Origin of the sequence: Albidovulum litorale (assembly GCF_025751495.1) — a bacterium.
GTDB lineage: Bacteria > Pseudomonadota > Alphaproteobacteria > Rhodobacterales > Rhodobacteraceae > Albidovulum > Albidovulum litorale.
Genome location: NZ_JAOWKZ010000003.1, coordinates 601,759 through 627,880, shown reverse-complemented (window position 1 = coordinate 627,880; position 26,122 = coordinate 601,759). Strand labels below are relative to the sequence as shown.

General features: G+C 63.5%; 25 protein-coding genes. 16 read left to right on the top strand and 9 right to left on the bottom strand.

The features are described from left to right. Position 1: 1 nt before the first annotated feature. From OEZ71_RS13965 to OEZ71_RS13935, 7 genes are all read left to right on the top strand, one after another. On the top strand, positions 2-205 hold the full coding sequence (locus OEZ71_RS13965) for a DUF2065 domain-containing protein (RefSeq protein ID WP_263740603.1): 204 nt from the start codon (positions 2-4) through the stop codon (positions 203-205). A 176-nt stretch (positions 206-381) separates the two neighbouring features. Beyond that, entirely contained in the window at positions 382-1,833 is a 1,452-nt protein-coding gene (locus OEZ71_RS13960) for a Do family serine endopeptidase (protein WP_263740602.1), read from the top strand. Positions 1,834-1,918: 85 nt separating this feature from the next. Continuing rightward, positions 1,919-2,536 carry an autoinducer binding domain-containing protein gene (locus OEZ71_RS13955; RefSeq protein ID WP_263740601.1) on the top strand — a complete coding sequence of 206 codons (618 nt, stop codon included), beginning with the start codon at positions 1,919-1,921 and terminating at the stop codon, positions 2,534-2,536. Between the two features lie 78 nt (positions 2,537-2,614). After that, a complete protein-coding gene (locus tag OEZ71_RS13950; RefSeq protein WP_263740600.1) occupies positions 2,615-3,298 on the top strand; it encodes a molecular chaperone DjiA in 684 nt (227 codons plus the stop codon). A 4-nt stretch (positions 3,299-3,302) separates the two neighbouring features. Then, entirely contained in the window at positions 3,303-4,334 is a 1,032-nt protein-coding gene (locus OEZ71_RS13945; protein WP_263740599.1) for an endonuclease/exonuclease/phosphatase family protein, read from the top strand. 26 nt (positions 4,335-4,360) lie between these two features. Beyond that, positions 4,361-4,732, top strand: a complete 372-nt coding sequence (locus OEZ71_RS13940; RefSeq protein ID WP_263740598.1) for an AAA+ family ATPase — start codon at positions 4,361-4,363, stop codon at positions 4,730-4,732. A gap of 173 nt (positions 4,733-4,905) precedes the next feature. Next, positions 4,906-6,369, top strand: coding sequence for a calcium-binding protein (locus OEZ71_RS13935; RefSeq protein ID WP_263740597.1), 1,464 nt, complete (start codon positions 4,906-4,908; stop codon positions 6,367-6,369). Positions 6,370-6,439: 70 nt separating this feature from the next. Here the strand turns inward: OEZ71_RS13935 and OEZ71_RS13930 are convergent, their stop codons facing one another. Genes OEZ71_RS13930 through OEZ71_RS13915 form a run of 4 tightly spaced genes read right to left on the bottom strand, consistent with a single transcriptional unit; the run spans position 6,440 to position 11,998 of the window. Beyond that, complete coding sequence (locus OEZ71_RS13930) at positions 6,440-8,041, bottom strand: Ppx/GppA family phosphatase (RefSeq protein WP_263740596.1); 1,602 nt, start codon at positions 8,039-8,041, stop codon at positions 6,440-6,442. A 10-nt stretch (positions 8,042-8,051) separates the two neighbouring features. Then, positions 8,052-10,214 (bottom strand): RNA degradosome polyphosphate kinase, encoded by a 2,163-nt coding sequence (locus OEZ71_RS13925; protein WP_263740595.1) that lies wholly within the window; start codon positions 10,212-10,214, stop codon positions 8,052-8,054. Positions 10,215-10,255: 41 nt separating this feature from the next. Beyond that, complete coding sequence (locus OEZ71_RS13920; RefSeq protein ID WP_263740594.1) at positions 10,256-10,930, bottom strand: P-loop NTPase family protein; 675 nt, start codon at positions 10,928-10,930, stop codon at positions 10,256-10,258. Next, on the bottom strand, positions 10,931-11,998 hold the full coding sequence (locus OEZ71_RS13915) for an AI-2E family transporter (RefSeq protein ID WP_263740593.1): 1,068 nt from the start codon (positions 11,996-11,998) through the stop codon (positions 10,931-10,933). It abuts the gene before it with no gap. A gap of 151 nt (positions 11,999-12,149) precedes the next feature. On the opposite strand from OEZ71_RS13915, the gene OEZ71_RS13910 reads away from it, so the two are divergent. The 5 genes from OEZ71_RS13910 to glmM all read left to right on the top strand — a co-directional run bounded on the left by OEZ71_RS13910 (position 12,150) and on the right by glmM (position 18,929). Continuing rightward, positions 12,150-14,693, top strand: coding sequence for a pyruvate, phosphate dikinase (locus OEZ71_RS13910; RefSeq protein ID WP_263740592.1), 2,544 nt, complete (start codon positions 12,150-12,152; stop codon positions 14,691-14,693). Between the two features lie 199 nt (positions 14,694-14,892). Continuing rightward, complete coding sequence (locus OEZ71_RS13905) at positions 14,893-15,579, top strand: cell wall hydrolase (RefSeq protein WP_263740591.1); 687 nt, start codon at positions 14,893-14,895, stop codon at positions 15,577-15,579. Positions 15,580-15,667: 88 nt separating this feature from the next. Continuing rightward, a complete protein-coding gene (locus tag OEZ71_RS13900; protein ID WP_263740590.1) occupies positions 15,668-16,528 on the top strand; it encodes a dihydroneopterin aldolase in 861 nt (286 codons plus the stop codon). Positions 16,529-16,575: 47 nt separating this feature from the next. Beyond that, entirely contained in the window at positions 16,576-17,589 is a 1,014-nt protein-coding gene (gene folP / locus OEZ71_RS13895) for a dihydropteroate synthase (protein WP_263740589.1), read from the top strand. Continuing rightward, on the top strand, positions 17,586-18,929 hold the full coding sequence (gene glmM / locus OEZ71_RS13890) for a phosphoglucosamine mutase (protein WP_263740588.1): 1,344 nt from the start codon (positions 17,586-17,588) through the stop codon (positions 18,927-18,929). Before folP ends, glmM begins: the two co-directional genes overlap by 4 nt. A gap of 45 nt (positions 18,930-18,974) precedes the next feature. Here the strand turns inward: glmM and OEZ71_RS13885 are convergent, their stop codons facing one another. Both OEZ71_RS13885 and ilvC read right to left on the bottom strand, forming a co-directional pair. Then, positions 18,975-19,556 (bottom strand): hypothetical protein, encoded by a 582-nt coding sequence (locus OEZ71_RS13885; protein WP_263740587.1) that lies wholly within the window; start codon positions 19,554-19,556, stop codon positions 18,975-18,977. A gap of 113 nt (positions 19,557-19,669) precedes the next feature. Then, positions 19,670-20,692, bottom strand: a complete 1,023-nt coding sequence (ilvC, locus tag OEZ71_RS13880) for a ketol-acid reductoisomerase (RefSeq protein WP_263740586.1) — start codon at positions 20,690-20,692, stop codon at positions 19,670-19,672. Between the two features lie 128 nt (positions 20,693-20,820). On the opposite strand from ilvC, the gene OEZ71_RS13875 reads away from it, so the two are divergent. The 4 genes from OEZ71_RS13875 (at position 20,821) to OEZ71_RS13860 (ending at position 23,897) form a co-directional block, all read left to right on the top strand. Beyond that, positions 20,821-21,279 (top strand): Lrp/AsnC family transcriptional regulator, encoded by a 459-nt coding sequence (locus OEZ71_RS13875; protein ID WP_263740585.1) that lies wholly within the window; start codon positions 20,821-20,823, stop codon positions 21,277-21,279. Then, complete coding sequence (locus OEZ71_RS13870; protein WP_263740584.1) at positions 21,276-21,734, top strand: Lrp/AsnC family transcriptional regulator; 459 nt, start codon at positions 21,276-21,278, stop codon at positions 21,732-21,734. The genes OEZ71_RS13875 and OEZ71_RS13870 overlap by 4 nt, the downstream gene beginning before the upstream one ends. A 154-nt stretch (positions 21,735-21,888) precedes the next feature. Next, entirely contained in the window at positions 21,889-23,019 is a 1,131-nt protein-coding gene (locus tag OEZ71_RS13865; protein ID WP_263740583.1) for an aminotransferase class V-fold PLP-dependent enzyme, read from the top strand. A 59-nt stretch (positions 23,020-23,078) separates the two neighbouring features. Beyond that, on the top strand, positions 23,079-23,897 hold the full coding sequence (locus tag OEZ71_RS13860) for a class I SAM-dependent methyltransferase (protein WP_263740582.1): 819 nt from the start codon (positions 23,079-23,081) through the stop codon (positions 23,895-23,897). Here the strand turns inward: OEZ71_RS13860 and OEZ71_RS13855 are convergent. The 3 genes from OEZ71_RS13855 to OEZ71_RS13845 all read right to left on the bottom strand — a co-directional run bounded on the left by OEZ71_RS13855 (position 23,894) and on the right by OEZ71_RS13845 (position 26,120). Then, complete coding sequence (locus OEZ71_RS13855; protein ID WP_263740581.1) at positions 23,894-25,087, bottom strand: UbiH/UbiF family hydroxylase; 1,194 nt, start codon at positions 25,085-25,087, stop codon at positions 23,894-23,896. The two genes, OEZ71_RS13860 and OEZ71_RS13855, sit on opposite strands and share 4 nt — an antisense overlap. Positions 25,088-25,159: 72 nt before the next feature. Further along, positions 25,160-25,393: a hypothetical protein gene (locus OEZ71_RS13850; protein WP_263740580.1), complete on the bottom strand. Its 234-nt coding sequence runs from the start codon at positions 25,391-25,393 to the stop codon at positions 25,160-25,162. Between the two features lie 79 nt (positions 25,394-25,472). Continuing rightward, on the bottom strand, positions 25,473-26,120 hold the full coding sequence (locus tag OEZ71_RS13845; RefSeq protein WP_263740579.1) for a pyrimidine 5'-nucleotidase: 648 nt from the start codon (positions 26,118-26,120) through the stop codon (positions 25,473-25,475). Between the last annotated feature and the right edge of the window lie 2 nt (positions 26,121-26,122).

Sequence of the window (26,122 nt, the reverse complement as noted above, 5' to 3'; positions counted from 1 at the left end):
GATGGGGGCGTTCGCACTCCTTCTGCTGGCCATCGGGCTGGTACTGACGCTGGAGGGGCTGGTGCTTGCACTGGCCCCTTCGCGTATCGACGAGCTTCTGGAACTGATCCGGCAGATGCCGGTCGAGATGCGGCGCAATCTGGGGCTCGGGGCGGTGGCGCTTGGTGTTGCGCTCATTTGGCTTGCCCAGGGGCTCGCGGGCTGAAACAATCGCGTCAAAAGGCGCAAGGGGTGATCACATCCTGTTGAGCAGGCGCGACTGGCTTTGATTTGTGCTGCGGAGTGCTTAACTCAATGCTGCTTTTACGGCGGCCCGGGGGCGGAACGGCCGTTCCCGCCGCAGAACGAAGAACAAGGGAGTTCGGAGTGAAATCTCAGGTGATGACTCTTCATAAACCCGCCCTGCGGCCCGGTGCCGTGGCCGGAACGGTCTGGGCGATGGCGCTGGGATTGGCGCTGGCGATTGGACAGGCAGTCCCCGTGGAGGCCCGCGCAGCGCCTGAAAGCTTCGCCGATCTTGCCGATCGGATCAGCCCCTCGGTCGTCAATATCACGACAACGACGACGGTCGCGGCGCCTGTGGATGGCGGGCCGATCGTGCCCGAAGGCTCGCCCTTCGAGGATTTCTTCCGCGAATTCGGAAACCCGAACGCGCCGCGGGGCCCCCGCCGTTCCAATGCGCTGGGCTCGGGCTTCGTGATCTCGGAAGACGGCTACATCGTGACGAACAACCATGTCATCGAAGGCGCCGACGAGATCTCCATCGAGTTCTTCTCGGGTGCAACACTCGACGCCGAACTGGTTGGCACCGACCCCAAGACCGATATCGCGCTTCTGAAAGTGGAAAGCGAAACGCCGCTGCCTTTCGTCAATTTCGGCAATTCCGATGTGATGCGGGTGGGCGACTGGGTCATGGCGATGGGCAACCCGCTTGGTCAGGGCTTCTCGGTCTCGGCCGGGATCGTCTCGGCCCGCAACCGCGAGCTTTCCGGCACCTATGATGACTTCATCCAGACCGATGCCGCGATCAACCGTGGCAACTCGGGCGGACCCTTGTTCAACATGGACGGCGAGGTGATCGGGGTGAACACCGCGATCCTCAGCCCCAATGGCGGCTCCATCGGTATCGGCTTTTCCATGGCGTCGAACGTCGTTTCCAAGGTCGTTGGCCAACTCAAGGAATTCGGTGAAACCCGGCGCGGCTGGCTGGGCGTGCGCATTCAGGACGTGACGCCGGACGTGGCCGAGGCGATGGGTCTGGCCGATGCCAAGGGTGCCCTTGTGACCGATGTGCCGGACGGGCCTGCCAAGGACGGCGGCATGCTCTCGGGCGATGTCATCACGTCGTTTGACGGGGCCGAGGTCGCCGATACCCGTGAACTGGTGCGCCGCGTGGGCGACGCCGATGTCGGCAAGGCGGTCAGGGTGATCGTGCTGCGTGACGGCAAGAGCCAAACGCTGCTGGTGACGCTTGGCCGCCGCGAACTGGCGGAAGGTGAGCCTGTTCCGGCCTCGGTGGAATCGACCGAGCCGGTTGAGCAGGACGTGCTGGGCATGACGCTGGGCGTCCTGACTGACGATATCCGCAGCCAGATGAACCTGCCCGCGGACAGCGAGGGGCTTCTGATCTCGGAAATCGACGAGACGAGCGAGGCCTTTGGCAAGGGGTTGCGCGCAGGTGATCTGATCACCGAGGCCGGGCAGCAGAAAATCGCCTCCATCGCTGATTTCGAGGCTCGGATCGACGAGGCCAAGGAGGCCGGACGCAAGTCGCTTCTGTTGCTCATCCGCCGCGACGGCGATCCCAGGTTCGTGGCGCTGTCGGTCGAGTGATCCCGAGGACGGAAGTGTTTGGTAAGGTGGGTTCAAACCCACCTTACTTTGCCCGAACCGCATTGCAGTCCGGGTGGGAGCGGAAATGACCGACACCCTGCTCAGCCGGCTGGACAATGAGGCCGGCAAGATCGCGGATATCGCCCCTGGCGGATATCTTCTGGCGCTCAGGATCCGCGGCACCTCGCCGCTTCAGACCTACAATACGTATCCGAAGGCCTGGACCGACGAATATACCCAGAACGGTTATATGCTGCGCGATCCGCTTCTGACCTGGGCAATGACCGTCGGCGGTACGATCCGCTGGAGTTCGGCCTTCCTGCCCGACCCGTTCGGCATCTTCCGCAAGGCCAAGAAACACGGGCTGGTCTATGGCGCTTCGGTCGCCTGCGGGCCGCTGAATTCGCTGACCATCTGTTCGATGGGCCGCGCTGACCGCGAGTTCACCGATGACGAGATCGCGGCGGCAAAGACCATCGTCTTCGCCCTTCACGATGCGGCAAAACTGCCTGAGACCCTTTCGACGGAGGACCGCACAATTCTCGGCGAGGTCGCAAAAGGCGCGACTGGGGCCGCCGTTGCACGGGCGTTGGGCGTGACCGAGGCCGACGGGAGGGCGCGGATCGATGCGCTCTGTGGTGCGCTTCTGGCGCGGACCCCGGATGAGGCATTGCGCCATGCGAAGGATGCGAAACTGCTCTGACAAAGGCCGCAGAGGCTATTGAAAGATCAGATCAAGTGACGCACTGACAATCCTGACTTACGCAGTTATGGTCTGCCCATGTCGATCTGGACCCGAATATCCGAGGCCCTAGCCGCCCTTGCCAAGGGCGAGGGGCTGTCGGCTGTCTTCGACCGGCTGAAGACACCGCCCGAACGCTCCATCGGCTTTACCATCGCCGTCATCGCTCTGGGCGCCAAGATGGCCAAGGCCGACGGGCAGGTGACGCGGGATGAGGTCACGGCCTTCCGCGAGGTTTTTGCGATTGCCCGCGAGGAAGAGGACAATGCCGCCCGCGTCTTCAACCTTGCCCGGCAGGACGTGGCGGGGTTCGAGCTTTATGCCAGCAAGATTGCCGCGATGCTCGGACCGGGTGATCCGGTTCTGGTCGATCTGATGGAGGGCCTCTTTCACATCGCAATGGCCGATGGCGAGTATCATCCGCATGAGGACGCGTTCCTGCGTGAGGTCGCCCGCATCTTCGGCGTCGATGACCGCTGCTTCCGCTCGCTTCTGACCCGGTTCGTGCCCGACGCCGCGCCCGATCCCTATTACGTCCTGCGGGTGTCGCATGACGCGCCCATGGACGACATCCGCGCGGCCTGGCGGCAGGCGGTCAAGGACTGCCATCCCGACCGGATGCGCGCCCGCGGCCTGCCGGAAGAGGCGCTGAAGCTGGCCGAACAGCGGCTGGTCGCGGTGAACCGCGCCTGGGAGGAAATCACCGGCAAGAAGGCGGCCTGAGCCGATGCGCATCGCCACTTACAATGTCGAGTGGTTCACCAACCTCTTCGACCGCGACGGGCAACTTTTGGAGGATGGCGGCTGGTCGTCGCGCTACAACGTCACCCGCGCCGATCAGCTGGCCGCCTTGGGCATCGTCTTTACCGCGATGGATGCCGATGCGGTGATGATCATCGAGGCCCCTGACAACAACCGGCGCCACAAGTCGGTCGACATGCTGGAAGCTTTTGCCGCGCGCTACGATCTGCGCACCCGCAGGGCGTTGATCGGCTACGAGAACGATACGCAGCAGGAAATCGCGCTGCTCTATGATCCCGACAAGCTGAGTGTGCGCCACGACCCGCTTGGTCTGCCCGACCAACCGATCGAGGGCACCGCCGCGCCGCGGTTCGATTCGAGTTATCGGATCGATCTGAATATCGACGCAAAGATGGATGTCGTGCGGTTTTCGAAACCTCCCCTGGAAATCGCCGCGACAACCCCAGAAGGCGCCGAATTCCGCATGATCGGGGTGCATGTGAAATCGAAAGCCCCGCACGGGGCGCGGAGCACGGCGCAGGCCAAACGGCTCGCCATCGAGAACCGCCGCAAGCAGCTTGCCCAGAGCATCTGGCTGCGCGAACGGGTGCTGGAACATCTGGCGGCGGGCGACAGCCTGATGGTGATGGGCGATTTCAACGACGGGCCGGGGCTGGACGAATACGAAAAACTCTTCGGCCGGTCCGGGGTGGAGATCGTCATGGGCTGGGACGAACCGCATGAGACGCGGCTTTTCGATCCCCATGCGCGGGTGGCCTTCGGCAAGAAGGTCGCGCTGATGCCGACGACGGCGCGGTTCTATCTTGACGACAAGGGTTGCTACTTCTCGGCCTTGCTCGACTACATCATGGTCTCGCCCGATCTGCGCGCCAGGGCGCCGAAATGGCGGATCTGGCATCCGTTCGATGACCCGAAGATCTATGCGGTGCCGGAACTGCGCGAGGCGCTCCTGACCGCGTCCGATCATTTCCCGGTCTCGGTCGACATCACATTCTGACGTCGCTCCTGTTTTTCGGGCGGCGCATGCCTTATATTGAGGCCATGAACCGCATCGCGATCACCCTGACTGCCCTGATGCTGAGCACCGCGCCACTGATGGCGCAGGAGGCCGGTGACGAAAGCGTCGATGAGGGCTTCAGCCTGCTGGAAGAGGGGGCGAAGATCATTATGCGCTCCATGCTCGATGAGGTCGAGCCGACGCTGAAAGACCTGCAATTCCAGCTTGGCGAGGCATGGGGCGAAATGGAGCCGATGCTGCGCGATCTCTCGGCGATGATCGGTGACATCAAGAATTACCATGCGCCCGAGGTGCTGCCGAATGGTGACATCATCATCCGCCGAAAATCGCCCGAAGAACTGGCGATGCCCGAACCGGGCGAGGAAATAGACATCTGACCTAGTTTCCACCGCTGACCGGCTGACGCGGGTGCCCCGGAACTTTTCGCAATCAGCGCGTTTTCGTGCGGCGCGAGCCAAATTTCACGTTGTGGATTCGGGGTCGCATTGGCATGCTTTCCGCTGCGGTATTTTCGGCCGCGGCTTTTGATTTACTATTTTTGGAGGGCGGAATGTCCGAGATGTCATCTTCAGAAGGGGCATCACGCCCCGTTTCGCTTCTCTCGCCGGTTGTTGGTACATCGCGCAGCGATACGCTCGCGGCAACGGGCGCGGGGCAATTGGTTTTCGGTCTGGCGGGCGACGATACGCTGACCAGCACGTTCAATCACACCGCACTTTTTGGCAATTCCGGTGACGATACGATTGGGATCGCGCTCAATCTGGCCAATGACCCGGCGGCAGAGGTCTGGACCGTCAGCGCCGTTGCCGGTGGCGGATCGGGCGACGATACGATAACGGTCGATTTCACGGGGACGGACAACGACATTTCCGACGCAGTATTCGATGTGACTGTCAGCGGCGGGTCCGGATCGGATGTGATCGAGATCAGCACGGTGTCCGACGCGTTCGGCGACAGCGTGGTGACAAACTGGGTCTTTGGCGGCAGCGGTCATGATACCATCACCGCGTTGGCGGTCGGTGGTAATTTCTTTGGCAACGAGAGCACCGCGATCAACGATATCTTCGGCGGTTCGGGTCATGATACGATTACGGCCGTGGCCACGGTGTTCTCCAACAGCAGCATTCTGGCCAGGAATGTGCTGAATGGCGGTTCGGGCAACGATGTCCTTTCGGCCAGCATCCATCTCGATTCCAATTCGGCCGCGCCGGCGGGCGAGAACATCCTGTCCGGTGGCAGCGGCCATGACGTGCTGACGGCGGATCAGGAATCTGACGGCGAGAATGACAGCACGACGATGACCTCGACCCTCGATGGCGGATCCGGGCATGACAGCATGACCTCCACGATCCTCGCCTTGGCTCAGAGCGTGGCTGCGGCGACCAACACCCTCGACGGCGGTTCGGGCAACGATCTGATGACGGCAAGCACGATTGCCGGGGCCTACTTTCCCGGGGCTAGCGCCGAGAACGTCCTGCATGGCGGCCACGGCAGTGATGTGATGTCTGCCTATGCCGATGCCAATGCCTTTGACGATCCCTATGCCGGTGCCGTCGCCCATAACCTTCTGGATGGCGGCAATGGCAACGACCAGATGACCGCCACGATCGAGGCGGGCAGCAGCGGTTTCTCTGAACTTTACGGTGGCGCGGGGCATGACAGCCTGACCGTGATCGGCGGCACGGGGAACATCCTCGACGGTGGCTCTGGCAACGATACGGTCACAGGTGGTGACGGGGCGGACAGAATTGCTGGCGGGGCCGGGAATGATTGGCTGACCGGTGGGGCCAGCGCGGATGAGTTCGTCTTTGCCACCGGCGATGGCCATGACACTGTTGCGGATTTCGAGGATGGCACCGACCTGATCCGGATCACCGCCGGGGTGCTGGACGTCACCGGAATCACGGTGGCGGGGCAGGGCAGCGATACGGTATTGCACTTCGCCAATGTCACGGTGGTGCTGACCGGCGTCGATGCCTCGCTGATCGACGCAAGCGATGTCGTGTTCGGCTGACGGCGCAAAGCGCCGCAGTTTGCGACAGGGAAAAGCGGTGCGGCGTGCCGCTTTTTCACCCCGCCGAAGATCAGATGGCGACGTTCGTCACGATGGCCTCTGCCCCCAGCGCATCGGCCAAGGATCCGAACCGCGCCTGTGCCACCTCGCCGAACAGTGCCTCGGAATGGGCGTTGAGCCTGAGTTCCAAAACCTTTTTCTTCGGCCGCCAGACGAGTTCGCCGGCCTCTTCGGGCGACTTCACGGCGAACATCGCGCCAAAGCGCATTGCCTTGCCCAGCACTTCCGCTTCCTTGATCTGCGCCTCGCTCAGCAGGCCAAAGAGCGGTTCCATCCGCGATCCCGCCCGCGAGTTCTTGTAGCGGTGCAGGAGCGACAGGCCGAGGAAGACCCGCTCCGGATGGCTGAGCCCGCCGAGATTGGCGCGGGTGGCGTTGTCGAAGCAGACCTCGGCCCGGTAATCCGGATGCGCCCGCCAGGTTGTGTCGTGCAGAAGGCAGGCGGCTCGGATCATGCGCAGTTTCTGAAAGCTTTCGCTGGCGTAAAGCGGCAGCAGGAACTGGTAGAGTTTCTTGCCGAACCCCGGCATCCGCGCCATCGTGCGTTCGGCGTGGCGGCAGGCCTCGATCAGCGGATCGCGCATGCGCAGCCGCTCGGGCATCTGCTCGTAGAGAAGCCCCTCACGGATGCCATAAGAGGACACGTCGATCTCTTTTGGGCGGAAGGTCAGCACGAGCTGGCGCAGCACCTGTGTGGCAAGTGGCACCAGCTCCATCCGGGCCGCCGATGTGCCGGTTTTCGCCCTCAGATCGTTCATGTCGCTTTCGCCGATCCAGTGCAGCGTCTGCAAGAGCGCCTGCGGTTTCATCCGGTATTCGTGCAGAACCGTCATCGGATAGGCCCGGTGCTCCATGTCTAGCCTTGCGATCGCCCGCCATGACCCGCCGACCAGATAGATGCGTTCGTGTCCCGTGCCGATTTCGGCCGCGAGTTTCTCCACCGTTTCCTTGATATAGGCCTGTAGGCCCTTCTTACCGCCCTTGATCTGTTGCAGCCGGAAGGGGCCGAGGGGCGAGGTGACGCGGCGACCGACCTTGCCGCCGGAAACCTCCGCCAGTTCCATCGAGTTGCCGCCGATATCGCAGACTATGCCTTCAGCCTCGGGCCAGCCGAGCAGAACGCCCTGCGCCGACAGCCGCGCTTCTTCCAGCCCGTCGATGACCCAGAGCTTCAGCCCGGTCTCGCGCTCCACCTCGGCCTGAAATTCCGATCCGTCCTCGGCTTCGCGCACTGCCGCCGTGGCGACGCAGGACAGGGACGGCAGGTCCATGCCCTTCGCAAGCGCCGCGAAACGCTTCAACGCCGCAAGCGCCCTTGCGCGGCCGGTCGGGTTCAGCCGTCCGGTTTCGGCCAGCCCCTGACCGAGGCCCGCCATGATCTTTTCGTTGTAGAAATAGGCCGGGCTGCGGGCCGCACCGTCGAAAACAACGAGACGGACGGAGTTTGAGCCGACATCGACCACGCCGACCCGTTCCAGCGCGCGGGCGGAGGGGTCGTCGAACAACGGTTTGCCGAAGGGGCCTGAATCCTCGGCGAGCGACCGGGCCTTGGCGACCTTTTCCTTCTTCTTCTCGCGGCTCGTCGGTTTTTTCTTGGCGGTGCTGGCAGGCATCCGGAGATCCTCAATCGGCATGGGCGAGTTTCGGCACGTCCTTCGCCCCCGCCGAGCCGCGGCCCGATAGCGAGGGGTTTTCCATGAAGAACCGGTGGCAGTTGAAGAGATCATCGCGCCCTTCAGGCAGGTCGCGGATATAGCGCCCGTCGGGCTGCAGGACCCAGCTTTGCGCCTCATCCGCAAGGTTTGCCGCCATGATCTGGCTGACGATCTGCGCCTTCACGGTGGGGTTCGTCGCTTCGACCAGCGTTTCGACCCGGCGGTTGAGGTTGCGGCCCATCCAGTCTGCAGAGGAAAAGAAGACGCGGGCGTGTTTCGAGGGCAGGCCATGGCCGTTGCCGAAACAGACGATCCGGCTGTGTTCAAGGAACCGGCCGACGATGGATTTGACGCGGATATTCTCGGATAGCCCCTTGATGCCGGGCCGCACGCCGCAAATACCGCGCACCACAAGTTCGATCTTCACACCGGCTTGAGAGGCGGCATAGAGCGCGTCGACCATGTCGGATTCGATGAGCGAATTCATCTTGGCCCAGATCGCCGCCGGCTTCCCCTGACGGGCATGCTCTGCCTCCGCCGCGATCATCTCCAGAAGCCGTGGCTTCAGGCTGATCGGCGAGATCGCGATATTCTCCAGCCCCTCGGGTTGCACATAACCGGAGAGGTAATTGAAGACCTTGGTCGCATCGCGGCCAAGGGAGGTATCACAGGTGAAGAAACTGAGGTCGGTATAGATGCGTGCGGTGATCGGGTGATAGTTGCCGGTGCCGTAGTGGGTATAGGTCACGAGGTTCTCGCCCTCGCGCCGCACCACGGTCGAGATCTTGGCATGGGTCTTGTAGTTGATGAAGCCATAGACGACATGGGCGCCCGCGCGTTCCAGCCGCCGCGACTGGCGGATATTGGCGGCCTCATCGAACCGCGCCTTCAGTTCCACGAGCGCGGTGACGGATTTCCCGGCCTCCGCCGCCTCGCAGAGCGCCGAGACGATGGGGCTGTCCTGTGATGTCCGGTAGAGCGTCTGCTTGATCGCCAGCACATTCGGGTCCGCCGCCGCCTGAGAGAGGAAGCGGATGACCATGTCAAAGGTCTCGTAAGGATGGTGCAGAAGCATGTCCTTCTGGCGGATCGCCGCGAACATGTCGCCGTCATGGTCCTGCACCCGTTCCGGCACGCGGGGCGTGAAGGAGGACCATTGCAGGTCACGGCGGCTGTCGAGCACCAGTTCCTTCAGGTCAGCCATGCCGACCATGCCCTTGACCTCCACGACCTCGTCCGGCGTGACGGCCAGTTCCTCCATGATCAGCGCGCGCAGCGCTTCGGGCGCACCAGCCGTCATCTTCAGCCGGATCACCTGACCCCGGCGGCGGCGTTTCAGCGCGGTCTCGAACTCGCGCACGAGGTCTTCGGCCTCATCCTCGACCTCGATATCGCTGTCTCGAAGCACCCGGAAGGCGCAGTGGCCGGTATCGACATAGCCGGGGAAGAGCGAGTTCAGATGGAGGAGCAGCAGTTCCTCCATCGGCAGGAACCTCTTGCCGCCCGGCATGGCGACAAAGCGGGCGATCTGTTGCGGGATCGGCAGAAGCGCCTGCAGGTGCCGCTTGCCCTTGTCGCGTTCAAGCTCCAACGCGAGGCAGAAGCCGGTATTGGGGATGAACGGGAAGGGATGGGCCGGGTCGATGGCCAGCGGCGATAGGACTGGAAAGACCTTATTGAGGAAGTAGTCGGAAAGGAACGCCTCATCCTTCTTCGTCAACTTCGACCGGGTCAGCAGGACGATCCCCTCGGCGTCCAACTCCTTCCGCAATTTGTTCCACACCGTCTGCTGCATCGTCATCAGGCGGCGCGCATCGGCGTTGATCAGCTGAAGCTGCTCGGCGGGGCTGAGGCCGTCATCCGAATGCATCGAATTGCCCGCCCGCACCAGTTCGCGCAGGCCCGCCACGCGGACCGTGTAGAATTCATCAAGGTTGGTGGCCGAGATCGACAGGAACCTGAGCCGCTCCAGCAAAGGCACGCGGGGATTGCGCGCCTCGTCCAGAACCCGCCAGTTGAACGCCAGCCAGCTCAGTTCGCGGTTGAAGAAGCGTTTCGGGCCGGTAAGGTCCGCCTCAGGCAGGGTGACCGGTTTGGGGAAGGGGGCCTTGAGGAAATCTGCCTGTGTCATGCGGGGCTTATGATCGTGATATGTGACGCTTTCGTGACGCATCATGCGTCGTCGTGCGGCGCGGTGTCCAGCACCTCGGCCGCCAGGGCTCGCGTCACGGGCCGTCCGCGCTGAAGTGCCGCGGCGTCGAGCGCGGCGACGGCGGCCCGCGCAGCCGCGAAGGACCGGTCGATGCGGCGGACGAGCCATTGGATCAGGGCAGGGGTCACCTGAAGCTGGCGGTCGGCGAAGAGTTTCAGGCAGACCGCGGCGAGCAGCGCGTCATCGGGTGGCATAAGCTCGGCGGTGGCGGTCGCCTCCATCCGGCTTTTTAGATCCGGCAGGGTCAGGCCCCAATGCGTCGCGCCGCGCCGGGCGGTCAGCAGCAGGGGCGCGTCTGCGGCCAACAGATGGTTGTGCAGGTGAAAGATCGCGGTTTCCGCCTCACGGTCGCCCGCGATGCGGTCGGCATCCTCGACCACCATCGGTCCGGGTTCGGGCAGGGGCAGGGCGGTAATGTCACGGGCCGCGATAACCTGTGCGCCGGTATCGCCCGCCCACACCTGCGCCAGATGGCTCTTGCCCGCGCCTTCGGGCCCGAGAAGCAGCATCTTGCCCTGCGGCCAGCCGCCCGCATCGAGTGCGGCCAGTGCCAGTTCATTTGCGGGTGAGACGAAGAAGTCCTCGCGTCCCAGTGCGGGGCGCACCGGCAGGTCGAAGGCAAGCTGGCGTGGCATTTATTCCTCGTCCCGCCCGGCAAGGCCCTGATAGAGGCGGCTGTCAAGATACCGGCCGATACCGAACCGCGCCAGCACACCGATGGCGGCAGCGACCGGAACGGCGACCAGCATACCGACGAACCCGAAAACGGTGCCGAAGGCCGAGAGGGCGAACAGCAGCCAGACCGGGTGCAGGCCCACGGATTTGCCGACAAAGCGCGGCGTGATGACATTGCCTTCAAGGAATTGGCCCGCGGCGAAGATCGCAGCGATGATGCCGATCGACAGCCAGTCGCCCCAGAACTGGAAGAGCGCCAGCCCGATGGCGAGCGCGCCGCCGATCAGCGCGCCGACATAGGGTATGAAGGTGATGAGCCCGGCGATGGCCCCGACGATCAGCCCGAAATCGAGCCCGGCGATCATCAGCGCGACGGCGTAAAAGGTCCCAAGCGCCATGCAGACCGAAACCTGCCCGCGCACGAAGCCCGCCAGCACCCGGTCGATGTCGCGGGCAATGGTGCGGATCGTTTCCTTGTGGTCGCGCGGCAGCCAGCTGTCGAGCTTGGCGACCATGTTGTCCCAGTCGAGAAGCAGGTAGAAGGCGACGACCGGCACCACAACGATGAAGACGATGGCGTTGATGACCGACAGGGCGGAGGTCAGAAGGCCCTGCGCCAGTTCACCGCCCCGCGCCTGAATGGTCTTGCCGATACCGTTCAGCGCGTCGCGCAGGGCACTTTGTTCATCCATCAACGAGGGGAACTTCGCGGTCAGGAAGCCCTGCAATTCGCCGAAGATCGTCGGCGCCGCGTTCACGAGGCCGACAAGCTGGCGCACCAGCATCGGGACGATGAGCAGCGACAGAAGGACAAAGATAAGAAGTGCACCTACCGATATGACCGAGGTTGCCGCCGTTCGGCTGAGGCCTGCGCGTTCCAGCCTGTCGGCAACCGGGTCGAGGAAATAGGCGATGGCGCCGCCGACGAGGAAGGGCAGAATCACATTGCCGAGCCCCCAGAGCGCAGCAAAGAACACGCCCGCCGCGATGCCCCAATATGTCGCCTGCTTCCGGATCGGCAATGCCATGATCGTCTCCTGTCTCGCGCCAGTCATGGCGCAATGAAGGGCGGCGTGCAAGCCGGGACGCCGGGGCGTCACGCCACAGGCCGGTTGCGGCGCTTTTGCTTGCGTGCCAACGGATCGGCGCTATTCTGCGGCGCGAAGAAAGGTTGCCGCAGTGCAGAAGCATAGCGATTTCACCCAGTATACCGAGGTCACGCCGTCTGCGGCGATTGACCCGGCACGTCACGGCTGGCGGGCGAAATGCCTGCAGCGATTGATCCGTCTTGATCTGCCGGTTCCAAAGACCGTGGCCTTGCCCTGCGACACGGTGCGCGCCATCGCTGCCGGGCAGATGCCGGATATTGGCGGTATCGCCGCGCGTTTCGATGGTGTGCTCGTCTCGATCCGGCCTTCGCCGGGCAATCCCGACTGGGGCGGGCCGAACACGGTCCTGAACGTCGGCATGAATGGCGATAAACATGCCCAGCTTGCTCGCGACCACGGGCAGGCCTTCGCCGATGCGACCTATCTGGGTTTTGTGCAGTCCTATGCGATCCATGTGGCGCGGCTTGATCCCGACATGTTCACCGCCGAGCCATCGGCCGAGGCGCTGGCCGCCGCGCTCGCGGCCTATGAAGCCGAGATGGACGAGGAATTCCCGCAATCCCCTGCCCAGCAATTCACCGAGGTGATGCGGTCCATGGCGCGGGCCTGGGAAGGCACGACGGCCCGGCTTCTGCGCGAGGCTAAGGGGGCGCCTGCGGATGCGCCACTCGGGCTGGTCGTTCAGGAAATGGCGCAGGCCTTCGGTCCCGGCCTGTCTGGGCGCGGCACGATCCAGCTCATTGAACCTGTGACCGGCGCACCGCAGGTCACGGGCCGGTTCCGGGGGCTGAAACCGGCCAACCGCAAGGCGGAGGAAACCCTTTATCTGGTTAAGGACAAGCGTGGCCATTCGCTGGAAGAGGCGGCGCCCGAGGTCTTTGCCGCCCTGCAGGAACATTGCCAGATCTGTCGCCGGAAGCTGCGCGAAGAGATGCAGATCGAATTCGCGCTTGAAAACGGCGCGCTGAAGGTGATTGACGCGGTGCGGGTCCAGCGTTCGGCGCGAGCAAGCGTGCGGATTGCCGTGACTCTGGCGAAGAACAAGATCATCAACCGCGAAGAAGCGATCCTGAGGGTGGAGCCGCGCGCGATATCCGAACTGCTGCACTATCAGGTCGATCCGCGCGCGCCGCGCGACCGGATTGCCCGCGGTATCGCAGCCAGTCCCGGTGGTGCGTCGGGGCGCCTGGTCTTCACCTCGGCCGATGCTCAGGCCTCGGCGGCGCGGGACGAACGCTGCATTCTTGTCCGGCGCGAGACCTCGCCCGAGGACATTCGCGGCATGCATGCCGCCGTTGCCGTCCTGACCGAGCGTGGCGGGGTAACCAGCCATGCCGCCGTGATCGCGCGTGGGCTGGGCCTGCCCTGCATTGTCGGGGCGTCTGAGATAGACATCAATCAGCGCGACAAGGTTCTGAAGACAAAGGATGGCCGCAGCTTCCGCGAAGGCGATGTGATCACCGTTGACGGCACGACGGGCGATGTTCTGGCCGGTCAGGCAGAGATGTTGGAACCCGCGCTCGACGAATGGTTCACGACGCTGCTGCACTGGGCGGACAATGTGCGCGACATCGGTGTTCGCGCCAACGCTGACACGCCCGATGATGCCCGCACGGCACGGATGTTCGAGGCCGAGGGGATCGGTCTTTGCCGGACCGAGCACATGTTCTTCGACGAGGACCGTCTGACGGTGATGCGCGAGATGATCTTTGCCGACACGGCGAAGGACCGGAAGGTCGCGCTGGATCTGCTTCTGCCGATGCAGCGGGCCGATTTCATCGCGCTTTTCGATATCATGGCGGGATTGCCGGTCTGCATCCGGCTTTTCGACCCTCCCCTGCACGAGTTCCTGCCGCAGGACCGCGAGGGAATGCGCGAACTGGCCGAGGCGCTCGACCGGCCGCTGTCGGAAGTGATGCGCCGGGTGGAGGCGCTATCGGAATTCAACCCGATGCTCGGCCTGCGCGGCGTTCGCATCGGCGTGACCGTGCCCGAGATCTATGAGATGCAAGCTCGTGCGATTTTCGAGGCCACGGTCGAGGCGTCGAAACGCGGTGCGGCGGTGGTGCCCGAGGTGATGATCCCGCTCGTCTCGGCCAAGCGCGAGGTTGAACTGGTCAAGATGCGGGTCGACGCTGTTGCCGCTGCTGTGCGGACCGCGACCGCCGCCGATTTCGACTACCGGCTTGGCGTGATGGTGGAAACCCCACGCGCGGCTTTGCGCGCAGGCGAGATCGCGCAGCACGCGGCTTTCCTGTCGTTCGGTACCAATGACCTCACGCAGATGACCTACGGCCTGTCGCGCGATGATGCCGGTCGCTTTATGAGCGACTACGTGCAGCAGGGGGTCTACCCAGAGGATCCTTTCCACGTTCTGGACGAGGATGGCGTCGGCGAACTCTTGCTTATGGGCTCTGCTCGCGGGCGCGAAATACGACAAGATGTGACGCTTTCGGTCTGCGGAGAGCATGGCGGCAACCCCGCCTCTATTGCATTTTGTCGCAGGCTGGGCTTCGACTACGTCTCCTGCTCGCCGTTCCGGGTGCCTGTGGCGCGTCTCGCAGCGGCCCATTTTGCTCTTCTCGATCGGCAAAATTCGAAAAAATATCAATAAATATCAATAATTTAAGATGGATTTCGTCGCGTGTGGCTGGCTGCGACAGGATTTCCTGTTCGGAAACGGTATGCAGGTTATCCACAGGTATTGTTGCAAAAATGTCTCAAGGGTGGACGGGGTCGGCCATTTCGGCTATGTCCGCCACCGTCAAAGCCTTGGGGGGCTGTGGCTCGACGAAGTAATTCGGGAAAGAACAATGTCAGTGCTGAAGTGCTGGACCGGGAGCGCGGTGTTGCTCCTCGCCCTCGCCGGAGGCGTGCATGCCGAGATGACGGTGAGCCAGTCCAATGATCCGACCGCTGCCCTGGGGATGAACCTCACGGCGCTCCTTGGCCAGGAAAAGGCCGCGCTGGGGGCTGTGAGTGCCGCCCGGCTGACCAAGATCGTGACGCCGCCAGTGGCGAAGCCGTCGAAGTCGAAATCCGATGGCAATATTGCCTATGACGCGGATTGGCTGGCCGAGCAACCCGCCGCGAAGGGCGGACCTGAGTTTGAATGTCTCGCGACCGCGCTTTATTTCGAGGCGCGCGGTGAGGGGATCAAGGGCCAGGCCGCCGTGGCTGAGGTCATCCTCAACCGGGTCGAAAGCCCGACCTTCCCGCAGACGATCTGCGGCGTGGTCAATCAGGGCAATTCGCGCGGCTGCCAGTTCTCGTTCACCTGCGACGGGCGGCCGGAGAACATCCGCGACCGCGGCGCATGGACGGTGGCGGGCAAGATCGCGCGCGCGATGATAGACGGCGCGCCGCGTCAGCTGACGGATGGGGCGACCTATTTCCATACGCCCGCCGTGCGGCCTTCATGGGCGAAGCGGTTCGAAAAGACGACGAAGATCGGCCGCCACATCTTCTACCGGGCGCCGCTCAAGACCGCGATGAACTGACGCTGGCGGGCGGCACCATGCCGCCTTCCGCCTTTCGGTGCCCGCGCGCGGCGCTATGATCGCCCGCGACGCTGCCCCGGAGCCTTTCATGTCCGACGAAATCACCCAGGCCTTCGCCCATCCCGAGGAGCGAGCGAAAGCCATGGAAGGGTCTAACCCGCCCGACCGGCTGTCGTTGCGCGATTACATCGTCTCGGCCGATATCGGTGCCTTTCAGGTCGAACGCGGGCAGGAGCAGCGATTGCGCTTCAATGTCGTGGTGGAGCTTGCCCCGCAGAACGCTGCGGACGATGACGTCGATCTCATTCTATCCTACGATCGACTGACCGAGGCGATCGGGGCCGAACTTGCTGCTGAGCGGCTGAACCTTCTGGAGACGCTGGCCGATAATATCGCCGCCCGCATTCTGGCCGAACCGCAGGCGGAACGCGTTTTCCTGAGGATCGAGAAGCTCGACCGGGGGCCCTATGCGCTGGGGGTAGAGATCGTCCGCAGCCGCGCCGATATCGCGGGCCCCGCCGTGGCGGCCGAAACGCCAATGCCGGTCGTCCACGTATCGGGGCAGGGCGGCTGGCAGATAGGCCGCGCGCAAGGTCCGGCCGTGGTCGTGCCGCCCTTGCCCGAGAAACGGCCCATGGCCACGACCGGCGTCGCTCAGCTTCGCATCGACCTCCTGGCGATGGAACAGGCGGCATGGGGTGCGGCGGCCGGCGATCCCGCCCTTACCGTGGTCGCCACCCGCACCGAGCTTGACTGGGCGTTGAAACAGGGCCTCGCCGTGGTCTGGGCGCCGTCGAAACTCATCCTTGACACGCCGGGCGCCCCGCAAGTTGCGGATGCGGGCGTGCTGGCCTGCTGGCTGGCCGAAGACCTCGGCGCGGCAAAGATCGTTGCTCACGGCGATGTTGCAATTCCGGCGGGTTGCCGCGTGCCGGTCGAGCGGGCGTGACAGGGGCCGCTTGCCATTCGCGCCCGGCCCGGCCTAAACCGCTTACCATGATCTATTACCGCCCCATCGCCCAGACAGATGCCGCCCGCCCGGCCCTTGCGCCTTGGCTTGCAGGCGGCTGGTCATGGTTCGACCGGCTGGAACGGCTGGAACGAGGCAAGGCCGCGAAAGTGGTCACTGTCGATGAGGTGCCCGAAACGGTGCTGCGGCGGTTGTGCGATGCGCGTGGCCCGATAGCCGGGCTGACGATGGACCGCCCGCGCCTGATGGGCATCATAAATGTGACGCCCGACAGTTTCTCCGACGGTGGCCGGTTCCATGCGGCCGATGCGGCGGTCGCCCATGCGCGCGGCATGGCAGAGGCGGGGGCCGATATCCTTGATATCGGCGGCGAAAGCACGCGGCCGGGATCAGCGGCGGTGAGCGTCGGCGAAGAGGTCCAGCGCACCGAACCGGTGATCCGCGCGCTGGCCGGAGCGGGGATTCAGACGCCCATCTCGATCGACACCCGCAAGGCGGAGGTCGCCGAGGCAGCGCTTGCCGCCGGGGCAAGAATCGTCAACGATGTTGCGGCCTTGAGCTATGATCCTCGACTGGCGTCAGTGGTGGCGAAGGCGGGCGTGCCGCTCTGCCTGATGCATGCCCAGGGCGATCCCGCGACGATGCAGGACGATCCGCGCTATGACGATGTCCTGCTCGACGTCTACGACTATCTGGAGGCGCGCGTCGCCGTGGCCGAGGCGGCGGGTATTCGTCGCGACCGGATCATCGTCGATCCCGGCATCGGTTTCGGCAAGACGGTTGACCACAACCTCGCCCTGATCCGGGGTCTGTCGCTCTTCCATGGGCTCGGCTGTCCGATCCTGCTCGGGGCCTCGCGCAAGCGCTTCATCGGTACGATCGGGCGGGCGAAAAAGGCCGATGACCGGGTGCCTGGCACGCTGGCCGTCACGCTCGCGGGGCTGTCACAGGGCGTGCAGGTTCACCGCGTTCATGATATGGCAGAGGCAAAACAGGCGCTGAGGCTTTGGCAGGCCGTGACGCTGGGAGAAACGACATGAGCAGGAAGCTTTTCGGCACCGATGGCGTGCGGGGAACCGCGAACACCTATCCGATGACGGCGGAGATGGCGCTGCGGCTCGGCGCGGCGGCGGGGCGGTTCTTCCGTACCGACGGGCGCAACGGCCACCGTGTGGTGATCGGCAAGGATACGCGGCTGTCGGGCTACATGCTGGAAAACGCGCTGACAGCGGGGTTGACCTCCACGGGGATGAACGTGCTGCTGCTTGGCCCGGTGCCGACGCCCGGTGTCGGCTTCCTCACCCGGTCGATGCGCGCCGATCTCGGCATCATGATCTCGGCCAGCCACAATCATGCACATGACAACGGCATCAAGTTCTTTGGCCCAGACGGGTTCAAGCTGTCGGATGAGGCCGAGGCAGAAATCGAACGCATCCTCGAAGGCGATATCGCGCTCGCGCAGCCGCAGAATATCGGTCGCGCCAAGCGGATCGACAACGGGCTGGGCCGCTATGTCGAATATGCCAAGACGACCTTCCCGGTGAGAGGGGCGCTGTCGGGCCTGAAGGTGGTTGTCGATTGTGCCAACGGCGCTGCCTACAAGGCCGCACCCGAGGTGCTGTGGGAACTGGGGGCCGACGTGATCCCGGTCGGAATTTCCCCTAACGGCTTCAACATCAACGATAAATGTGGCTCCACCTATACCCAGACAGCAGCCGAGGCGATCGTCGCCCATGGCGCAGATCTTGGCATCAGCCTTGATGGCGATGCTGACCGGGTCATGATCCTCGACGAAAACGGGCGTGTGGCCGATGGCGACCAGATCATGGCGCTCTTTGCTGCGCGCTGGGCCGAGGCCGAGAGACTGAAGGGCGGTGCGCTGGTTGCGACCGTGATGTCCAATCTGGGGCTGGAGCGGTTCCTGACCGGGCGCGGCCTCAGGCTGGAACGCACCGCTGTCGGCGACCGCTATGTGGTCGAACGGATGCGCGAGGGCGGTTTCAACCTCGGTGGCGAGCAGTCGGGCCATATCGTGATGACGGACTATGCGACCACGGGTGACGGACTGATTGCCGGCCTTCAATTCCTTGCTGCCATGGCCGAGACCGGGCAGCGGGCCTCGGAACTCGCTCGCCAGTTCGACACCGTGCCGCAACTTCTAAAGAACGTTCGCTATGGCGCTGGGAAAGAACCGCTTTCCGCCGCTTCGGTGCAGGACGCCATCACCGGCGCCGAGGCGCGCCTGAACGGCTCTGGCCGTCTTTTGATCCGCAAATCCGGCACCGAACCGTTGATAAGGGTCATGGCCGAATGCGAGGATGAGGCGCTTTTGACCGAGGTCGTGGATGGGATCGTCGCGGCGGTTGAAGCCGCCGTCTGACCGCGTCGGATAAGGCGCCTCCAATCGTCGGAACGTGCTTGTGGGTCAGTTCAATCGAAGGTGTGGCGGTATCAGCGCCAGAAACTCGCCAGTCTTCGGGTCGAAGTAGCCGCCGATCCTGGCGAGTGTGGAATTGCGTTCAAACTCCCGTGCATTTCTGTTCCATCGAACCCGATCCGGTCTCGACTTGGTCCAGAACTCGTTATCATCATTGACGATTGTCATGCTTTTCGGGGGCCGTGGCAGAACAGCATCGAGAAGCAGGATCAGCGTGGTATGCACCAGTATCGCAGTGCCGACCGGCATCATTGTCGCCATGCGCGTCAGAACCGTCGGACGGGTCAGGCCACCAAACAGAGGGACTTTCCCGAGATTGGCCCGTGATAATGCAAAACGCTGCCACTTCTGCTGCATGTTATAGGAATAAGCGAAGTCGCCTACGACAATCAGAAGGGCAGTCAGGAGAACCGCTGACCCAAGGCCCGGCACCTTGAGACTGACCCGCATGAACTGATCCGCCAGCCTGCGGATTTCCTTGTCACGGTCTTCCTCGGACGCTGCGGCGGGACTTATCGCGCAGGATGCACCAGCGGCTACTAGCCCAGTGCCAAAGGATCTTCTGTCCATGTACCCCTCCGTTTTTTTTACGGAAAGAGTAACACGGTCGGAACATACGGCAAAACACTAACATTTTGCCGGGGCAGGCGCGACCGCCCCGGCAGGTCTGCAATTGGGCGGGATCAGTTGCGCGACTTGTCGACCATCTTGCCCTTGGAGATCCAGGGCATCATCGCGCGGAGCTGCTCGCCGACCTGTTCGATCTGGTGCTCATCGTTCAGGCGACGGGTCGCCTTGAAGAACGGCTGGCCGACCGAGTTTTCCTGCATGAAGTCACGCACGAACTTGCCGGTCTGGATGTCGGTCAGAACTGCCTTCATCCGGGCCTTGGTCTCATCGTAAGGCAGGATGCGCGGGCCGGAGACATATTCGCCATATTCGGCGGTGTTCGAGATCGAGTAGTTCATGTTGGCGATGCCGCCTTCGTAGATCAGGTCCACGATCAGCTTCACTTCGTGCAGGCATTCGAAATAGGCCATCTCGGGCTCGTAGCCCGCCTCGACGAGAGTCTCGAAGCCCATGCGGATCAGCTCGACAAGACCGCCGCAGAGAACCGCCTGTTCGCCGAAAAGATCGGTTTCGCATTCCTGGCGGAAGTTCGTCTCGATGATGCCCGACCGGCCACCACCGATGGCGGAGCAGTAGGAGAGGCCGATTTCCATCGCCTTGCCGGTCGCGTCCTGATGGACGGCCACGAGGCAGGGCACGCCGCCGCCCTTCACGTATTCGCCGCGCACGGTGTGGCCCGGGCCCTTCGGCGCCATCATGATGACGTCGACGCCGGCCTTCGGCTCGATCAGGCCGAAATGCACGTTGAGGCCGTGGGCGAAGGCAATCGCCGAACCCTCTTTCAGGTTGTCATGCACGTATTTCTTGTAGGTCTCGGCCTGCAGTTCGTCCGGCATGGTGAACATGATCACGTCGCACCAGGCAGCCGCCTCGGCGATGCCCATGACCTTCAGGCCCTCTTTCTCGCATTTCGCGGCCGAGGGCGAGCCTTCGCGGAGCGCGATGACCACGTTCTTGGCGCCCGAGTCGCGCAGGTTCAGCGCGTGGGCGTGGCCCTGCGAACCATAGCCGAGAATGGCGACTTTCTTGTCCTTGATGAGGTTGATATCGCAGTCGCGATCGTAATAGACGCGCATGATGCGTTCCTTTCTTCGTTTCTGGGGGCGAAGATAGACAGGCGCGGGCGATTTACCGTTCAAAGTTCGATAAAATTTACATATATCGTGAAATTCAATTCTATTTGGCGGCACAATACGGAAAAATCATGCAAATCGACGACACAGACCGCCGCATCCTGCGCCAGCTTCTGGCAGAGCCGGGCCTTGCCACCGCCGATCTGGCGGAACGGGCGGGCGTGACGGCGGCCACCTGCTGGCGGCGGCTGGAGAAGCTGACCGAGGCGGGCGTGCTGAAGGGTCAGCATGCGGTGATCGACTGGCGCGCTTTGGGCTGGGCGGTCGAAGTCAGCTTGCGCTTCACGCTCGACAAGACCAATCCGCGCGCCTTCGACGAATTTCTAGACGCTGCCCGTGAGGTGCCAGAGGTGATCGAGATCCAGACCTTCCTCGGTCGCGTTGACATCCGTCTGAACGTCATCGCCCGCGACATGGGGCATTATCAGGAGGTCTACCGCGACCGCATCCTGACCCTGCCGCATATCGCCGATATTGAAAGCCTGATGCTGGTTTCGACGATCAAGGAGACGGGGAGCCTGCCGCTATGATCGCGCTTGATGACACCGACCGGTCGATCCTGCGGGCGCTGGTCGCGGATGCGACGCAAAGTGCGGGCGCCGTGGGGCGGGCGCTGGGGCTTTCCCAGCCCGCGACCTGGCGGCGGATCAAACGACTGGAGGAGGCGGGCGTGATCGCAGGTCGCCGCATCGATCTGGATGCCGAAAGGCTCGGCTTCGGCGTCACCGTTTTTCTTGGCGTGAAACTCGCCACAAAGGGTCGAGTCAGCCTTGAGGATTTCGAGCGCGCCGCTACCGCCATCCCCGAGGTGCAGACCGTCCAGCACGTTCTTGGCCTATACGATTACCGCCTGCGTGTGACCGCCCGCGATCTGGCCGATTTTGAGCGTGTCCTGCGCCGCCGGGTCATGACCCTGCCGGGGGTCGGCAATGTGGAGGCCAATGTGCTTCTTTCCGAGGAAAGGCGGCCCGGACCTTTGGGGTAAGGTGGTTTTAAACCCACCTTACGGCCGGGGTGGGCGGGTATGAAATGTCTCCCTTCCGGGCTGGCCGCGCAATTTTCTGTCGGTATGCAAAGGTAGACTTTGCCTTTACCGATTCCCTGCGTTACGCGAGGTCTGATTTGCCAAGGAGATGCGCATGCCCGCTTTGCTTCCCGATATTGACCCTGAGGGACTGGAAGAATTTTCGGTCGTATTCACCGACCGGTCTCTGAACCATATGAGCAAACAGTTTCAGCAGGTTATGCGGGATATCTCGTCCATGCTGAAAGAGGTCTACAACGCCGATGCGGTGGCATTGGTGCCGGGGGGTGGCAGCTATGCGATGGAAGCCGTCGCCCGCCAGTTTACCTCGGGCAAACGCGCGCTGATCGTGCGGAACGGTTGGTTTTCCTACCGCTGGACCCAGATCTTCGAGGCGGGCGGTTTCGCGGGTGAAACCCATGTCGCGATGGCGCGGCGTGCGGGCAACGAGGCACAGGCCCCCTTTGCGCCCGCGCCGATTGAGGAAGTGACGAAGACCGTCCGAGAGGTAAAGCCTGACGTCGTCTTCGCGCCGCATGTGGAGACCGCGTCCGGCATGATCCTGCCCGACGACTACCTGAAGGCTCTGGCCGATGCCGCACATGAGGTCGGCGCGCTATTCGTTCTGGACTGCATCGCCTCGGGCTGCGTCTGGGTCGATATGAAGGCGACCGGTGTCGATGTGCTGATCTCCGCCCCGCAGAAGGGCTGGTCGGCCTCGCCCTCGGCCGGGCTCGTGATGATGAATGCCGAGGCGGAGAAGCGGATGGAGGGAACGACGTCTTCCAGCTTCGCGATGGACCTGAAGAAGTGGCGGTCGATCATGGCGGCCTATGAAGGCGGGGGGCATGCCTATCATGCGACCATGCCGACCGATGCGCTGACGGCCTTCCGCGACACGATGGTTGAGACCAAGGACTACGGCTTCGAGAAGTTGCGCGACGCGCAGTGGGCACTTGGCAATGCGGTTCGGGCCGAACTGAAATCGCGCGGCGTCAAGTCGGTCGCCGCCGAAGGCTTCGGCGCGCCGGGCGTGGTGGTCAGCTTCACCGACGATCCCGATATCCAGACCGGCAAGAAGTTCGTCGCGGCGGGCGTGCAGATCGCCGCCGGTGTGCCGTTGCAGGTGGGCGAGGGCGAGGCCTATCGCAGTTTCCGTCTGGGTCTTTTCGGTCTCGACAAGCTTTATGATGTCGAGGGTACCGTCGGGCGGATCAAACGTGCGCTCGACGCCGCGATGGGCTGACCGAATTTGCCCGGACGGCCCGCCTGCGGTTAGACTTGGCCGCCGGGGGAGGGTCGACGATGACAGATGTCACAGAACACTACACCCGTGGTGAAGGGCTTGCCGCAAGGATCGCGGCGAGCCTGAAGCAAGACGGCAAGGATCTGGGGGCGATCACCACGGCCGATCTGGGCCCGGTGGACGAATTTCACATCCGTGGCCGCAAGGCGACGCTGGAACTGGGCGAGGCTTTGTTGCTTGGTCCGAAGACGCGTGTGCTTGATCTTGGATCGGGGCTCGGTGGACCTGCACGGACCCTGGCCGAGACCTGGGGCTGTCACGTCACGGGGATCGACCTCACGCCGGAGTTTTGCCGGGCCGCAGATGAGATGAGCGGCTGGGTCGGGCTTTCCGACAAGGTGCGTTTCGTTCAGGGCGACGCCACGGCTCTGCCTTTCGAGGATAACGCGTTCGACGCCGCGCTGACCGTTCACGTCGCGATGAACATTGCCGCCAAGGACAAGCTTTATGCCGAGGCGCATCGCGTGCTGAAACCGGGCGCGCGGTTTGCGGTCTATGATGTCATGCAGGGCGAGGGCGGTGACATCATCTATCCGGTGCCATGGGCGCGGGACGCGTCGATCAGCTTCGTGGCGACGCCTGATGAGGTTGGCGAACTGCTTGTGGCCGCAGGCTTCACGCGGCTGGAGCGGATCGATTCAACCGAAGAAAGTCTGAACTGGTTCAAGGACGTGGCCGCGAGGATCGCCCAATCTGGCGCGCGTGCGAGTTCAAGCGGCATCATCTTCGGCGATGGGTTTGAAGAGATGGTGCGTAATCAGGTGCAGAACCTGAAGGAGCGCCGTATCCGGACTGTCAGCTTTCTGTGCGAAGTCTAGCGCATCCCGAGCCCGGCCTTCATCAGCGTTTTTCGGACCGGCGCGAGCGAATAGAGCGCATTCAGGGCGCTGGCCCGCATGTCGCGCAGCGGGCGGGGCGAGAGCATCGAGGTACGGTTCAGAAGGTCGATCCCCAGAACCCGCGCCTTGACCTCTGGCCAACGGCGGCGGTGATAGCTTTGCAGCATGGTCCGGTCGCCAAGCCGCTCCGGCGCGGCTTTCGCAAGATCCAACAGGCAGGCCAGATCGGCGAGCGACATGTTCAGCCCCTGCGCGCCGATGGGTGGAACGACATGGGCGGCCTCGGCGATCAGCGCGGTGCGTTCGGCCTCGAACCGGTCGGCGATCTGGGCGATCATCGGCCAGATCGACCGTCTTGTGACCAGCGTCAGCGGCCCGAAGAGGCCCGTGGAGCGCTCGAACATCGCCGACTCGAATTCCGGGGCGGGCAGGGCGGCGAGGCGTTCGGCTTCCGGCCCCCGCTCCATCCAGACGATGGCGGAACAGGGTTTGCCATCGCGGTCGGGCAGGGGAACGAGGGTGAACGGTCCTCCGGTGCGGTGAATCTCGGTCGAGACATTCTCATGCGGGATCGGGTGCGTGACGGCGAAGGCGAGCGCCTTCTGACCATAGCGCATGGTCTTCACGCCGATGCCGAGGGCCTCACGCACCGGGCTGCCCCGCCCGTCGGCCGCGATCAGAAGCCGGGCCGAGACCTGCGCCCCGTCCGACAGCGTCACCCGCGCTTCGGTTTCGCGGGTCAGAACCCCGCGTGTCGCGATGCCGGGGCGGAAATCGACATTCGGCAATTCGGCGATCCGGGCCACCAGTTCGCGGCGCAATAGCCAGTTGGGGAAGTTCCAGCCGAAGGGCTCTTCGCCGATCTCGGCCGCGTCGAAATCCTTCACGACCCGCGGCTCGGGTATCTCACCGCCCGCATCGACGATGCGCATCACTTTGAGTTCCGCCGCGTGGGGGGCAAGCCGGTCCCAGAGTCCGGCCTCGGTCAGGACGGAACGGGCCGGCTGCAGAAAGGCGGTGGTGCGCAGGTCGGCGCCCTCGCCATCATCGGTGACGGGGGGTGCGGGATCGGTGCAGATTACTGAAAACCCCGCCGCGCCGAAGGCCGCTGCCGCGGTCAGCCCGGCAACACCGCCACCGGAAATCAGGATATCGGTCGTCACTGCCATGGCCCCGCCTTTCGCTTGGGTGGAGTCTAGGCGAGCCGGGACCGGACAGCCAGAGGGCACACCGTCGCGGTGTTACTTTCCCAGCGTGATCAGGATCAGCGTCGCGAAGATAACCGGCACGGTGGCGAGCGCCGTCATTGCCAGCGCCACAAGCCCCCAGTTCTTCACCGCCAGCACCAGAAGGGTCAGCAGGATGACGAGGAAATAGAGGATATTGTCGCGAGTCCCATGGATGAGATCGCGTGCGATCCAACCGAAAACGGGGATGGCGAAGTACCAGGGATTGTGGGCAGTGGTTACGGTCATAAAGTTCTCCTGTTGCGCGGAAGGGCAGATATGAACGCGCAGGCTGCGCGGCAACGGGTCTGAATGCCGCAGTCCGGGATCAGCTCAGGAGGCTTTTCAGGAAATCGGACAAGTCGTCGGTATGGTGGTGGATAAAGGGCGCGGGCTCGGGCGCGGGTGCCACATGCACCGTCCGCATCCCCATCTCATGCGGGGCGGCGAGGTTGCGCACATCGTCTTCGAACATCGCGGCCCGTTCGGGCGCGACGCCATCGCGGGCAAAGACCGTCTCAAAGGCCACCCGTTCTGGTTTCGGCCGGTAGCCCGCATGTTCCACGCCGTAGACCGCGTCGAATAGCCCGCTGAGCCCGCGCCCGGCGAGGACCCGTTCGGCATAGGGCGCCGATCCGTTGGTATAGACGATCCGCCGACCTGGCAGAGCGGAGATTGCGTTGCGCAGGCTCGGGTCCGGGGTTAGCGCATCGAAGGAAATATCATGCACATCAATGAGATAGGGATCCGGGTCGAGCCCATGTTCATGCATCAACCCTGCCAGTGTCGTGCCGTAAAGCTTCCAGTAGTGGCTGCGCAGCCGGTCGGCTTCCTCGCGCGGCACGCCGAGCGCGTCCATCACATAGGCTGTCATCCGCACTTCGATCTGATCGAAGAGCCGGACCGATGGCGGATAGAGCGTATTGTCGAGGTCGAAGACCCAGGCCTCGACATGGGAAAAGGCTTCGCGCGGCATGG

Bases quoted from the DNA above. Each gene is read 5' to 3' on its own strand.
- OEZ71_RS13965 (WP_263740603.1), top strand. From the start codon at position 2: ATGGGGGCGTTCGCACTCCTTCTGCTGGCCATCGGGCTGGTACTGACG.
- OEZ71_RS13960 (WP_263740602.1), top strand. From the start codon at position 382: ATGACTCTTCATAAACCCGCCCTGCGGCCCGGTGCCGTGGCCGGAACG.
- OEZ71_RS13955 (WP_263740601.1), top strand. From the start codon at position 1,919: ATGACCGACACCCTGCTCAGCCGGCTGGACAATGAGGCCGGCAAGATC.
- OEZ71_RS13950 (WP_263740600.1), top strand. From the start codon at position 2,615: ATGTCGATCTGGACCCGAATATCCGAGGCCCTAGCCGCCCTTGCCAAG.
- OEZ71_RS13945 (WP_263740599.1), top strand. From the start codon at position 3,303: ATGCGCATCGCCACTTACAATGTCGAGTGGTTCACCAACCTCTTCGAC.
- OEZ71_RS13940 (WP_263740598.1), top strand. From the start codon at position 4,361: ATGCCTTATATTGAGGCCATGAACCGCATCGCGATCACCCTGACTGCC.
- OEZ71_RS13935 (WP_263740597.1), top strand. From the start codon at position 4,906: ATGTCCGAGATGTCATCTTCAGAAGGGGCATCACGCCCCGTTTCGCTT.
- OEZ71_RS13930 (WP_263740596.1), bottom strand. From the start codon at position 8,041: ATGCCTGCCAGCACCGCCAAGAAAAAACCGACGAGCCGCGAGAAGAAG.
- OEZ71_RS13925 (WP_263740595.1), bottom strand. From the start codon at position 10,214: ATGACACAGGCAGATTTCCTCAAGGCCCCCTTCCCCAAACCGGTCACC.
- OEZ71_RS13920 (WP_263740594.1), bottom strand. From the start codon at position 10,930: ATGCCACGCCAGCTTGCCTTCGACCTGCCGGTGCGCCCCGCACTGGGA.
- OEZ71_RS13915 (WP_263740593.1), bottom strand. From the start codon at position 11,998: ATGGCATTGCCGATCCGGAAGCAGGCGACATATTGGGGCATCGCGGCG.
- OEZ71_RS13905 (WP_263740591.1), top strand. From the start codon at position 14,893: ATGTCAGTGCTGAAGTGCTGGACCGGGAGCGCGGTGTTGCTCCTCGCC.
- OEZ71_RS13900 (WP_263740590.1), top strand. From the start codon at position 15,668: ATGTCCGACGAAATCACCCAGGCCTTCGCCCATCCCGAGGAGCGAGCG.
- folP (WP_263740589.1), top strand. From the start codon at position 16,576: ATGATCTATTACCGCCCCATCGCCCAGACAGATGCCGCCCGCCCGGCC.
- glmM (WP_263740588.1), top strand. From the start codon at position 17,586: ATGAGCAGGAAGCTTTTCGGCACCGATGGCGTGCGGGGAACCGCGAAC.
- OEZ71_RS13885 (WP_263740587.1), bottom strand. From the start codon at position 19,556: ATGGACAGAAGATCCTTTGGCACTGGGCTAGTAGCCGCTGGTGCATCC.
- ilvC (WP_263740586.1), bottom strand. From the start codon at position 20,692: ATGCGCGTCTATTACGATCGCGACTGCGATATCAACCTCATCAAGGAC.
- OEZ71_RS13875 (WP_263740585.1), top strand. From the start codon at position 20,821: ATGCAAATCGACGACACAGACCGCCGCATCCTGCGCCAGCTTCTGGCA.
- OEZ71_RS13870 (WP_263740584.1), top strand. From the start codon at position 21,276: ATGATCGCGCTTGATGACACCGACCGGTCGATCCTGCGGGCGCTGGTC.
- OEZ71_RS13865 (WP_263740583.1), top strand. From the start codon at position 21,889: ATGCCCGCTTTGCTTCCCGATATTGACCCTGAGGGACTGGAAGAATTT.
- OEZ71_RS13860 (WP_263740582.1), top strand. From the start codon at position 23,079: ATGACAGATGTCACAGAACACTACACCCGTGGTGAAGGGCTTGCCGCA.
- OEZ71_RS13855 (WP_263740581.1), bottom strand. From the start codon at position 25,087: ATGGCAGTGACGACCGATATCCTGATTTCCGGTGGCGGTGTTGCCGGG.
- OEZ71_RS13850 (WP_263740580.1), bottom strand. From the start codon at position 25,393: ATGACCGTAACCACTGCCCACAATCCCTGGTACTTCGCCATCCCCGTT.
- OEZ71_RS13845 (WP_263740579.1), bottom strand. From the start codon at position 26,120: ATGCCGCGCGAAGCCTTTTCCCATGTCGAGGCCTGGGTCTTCGACCTC.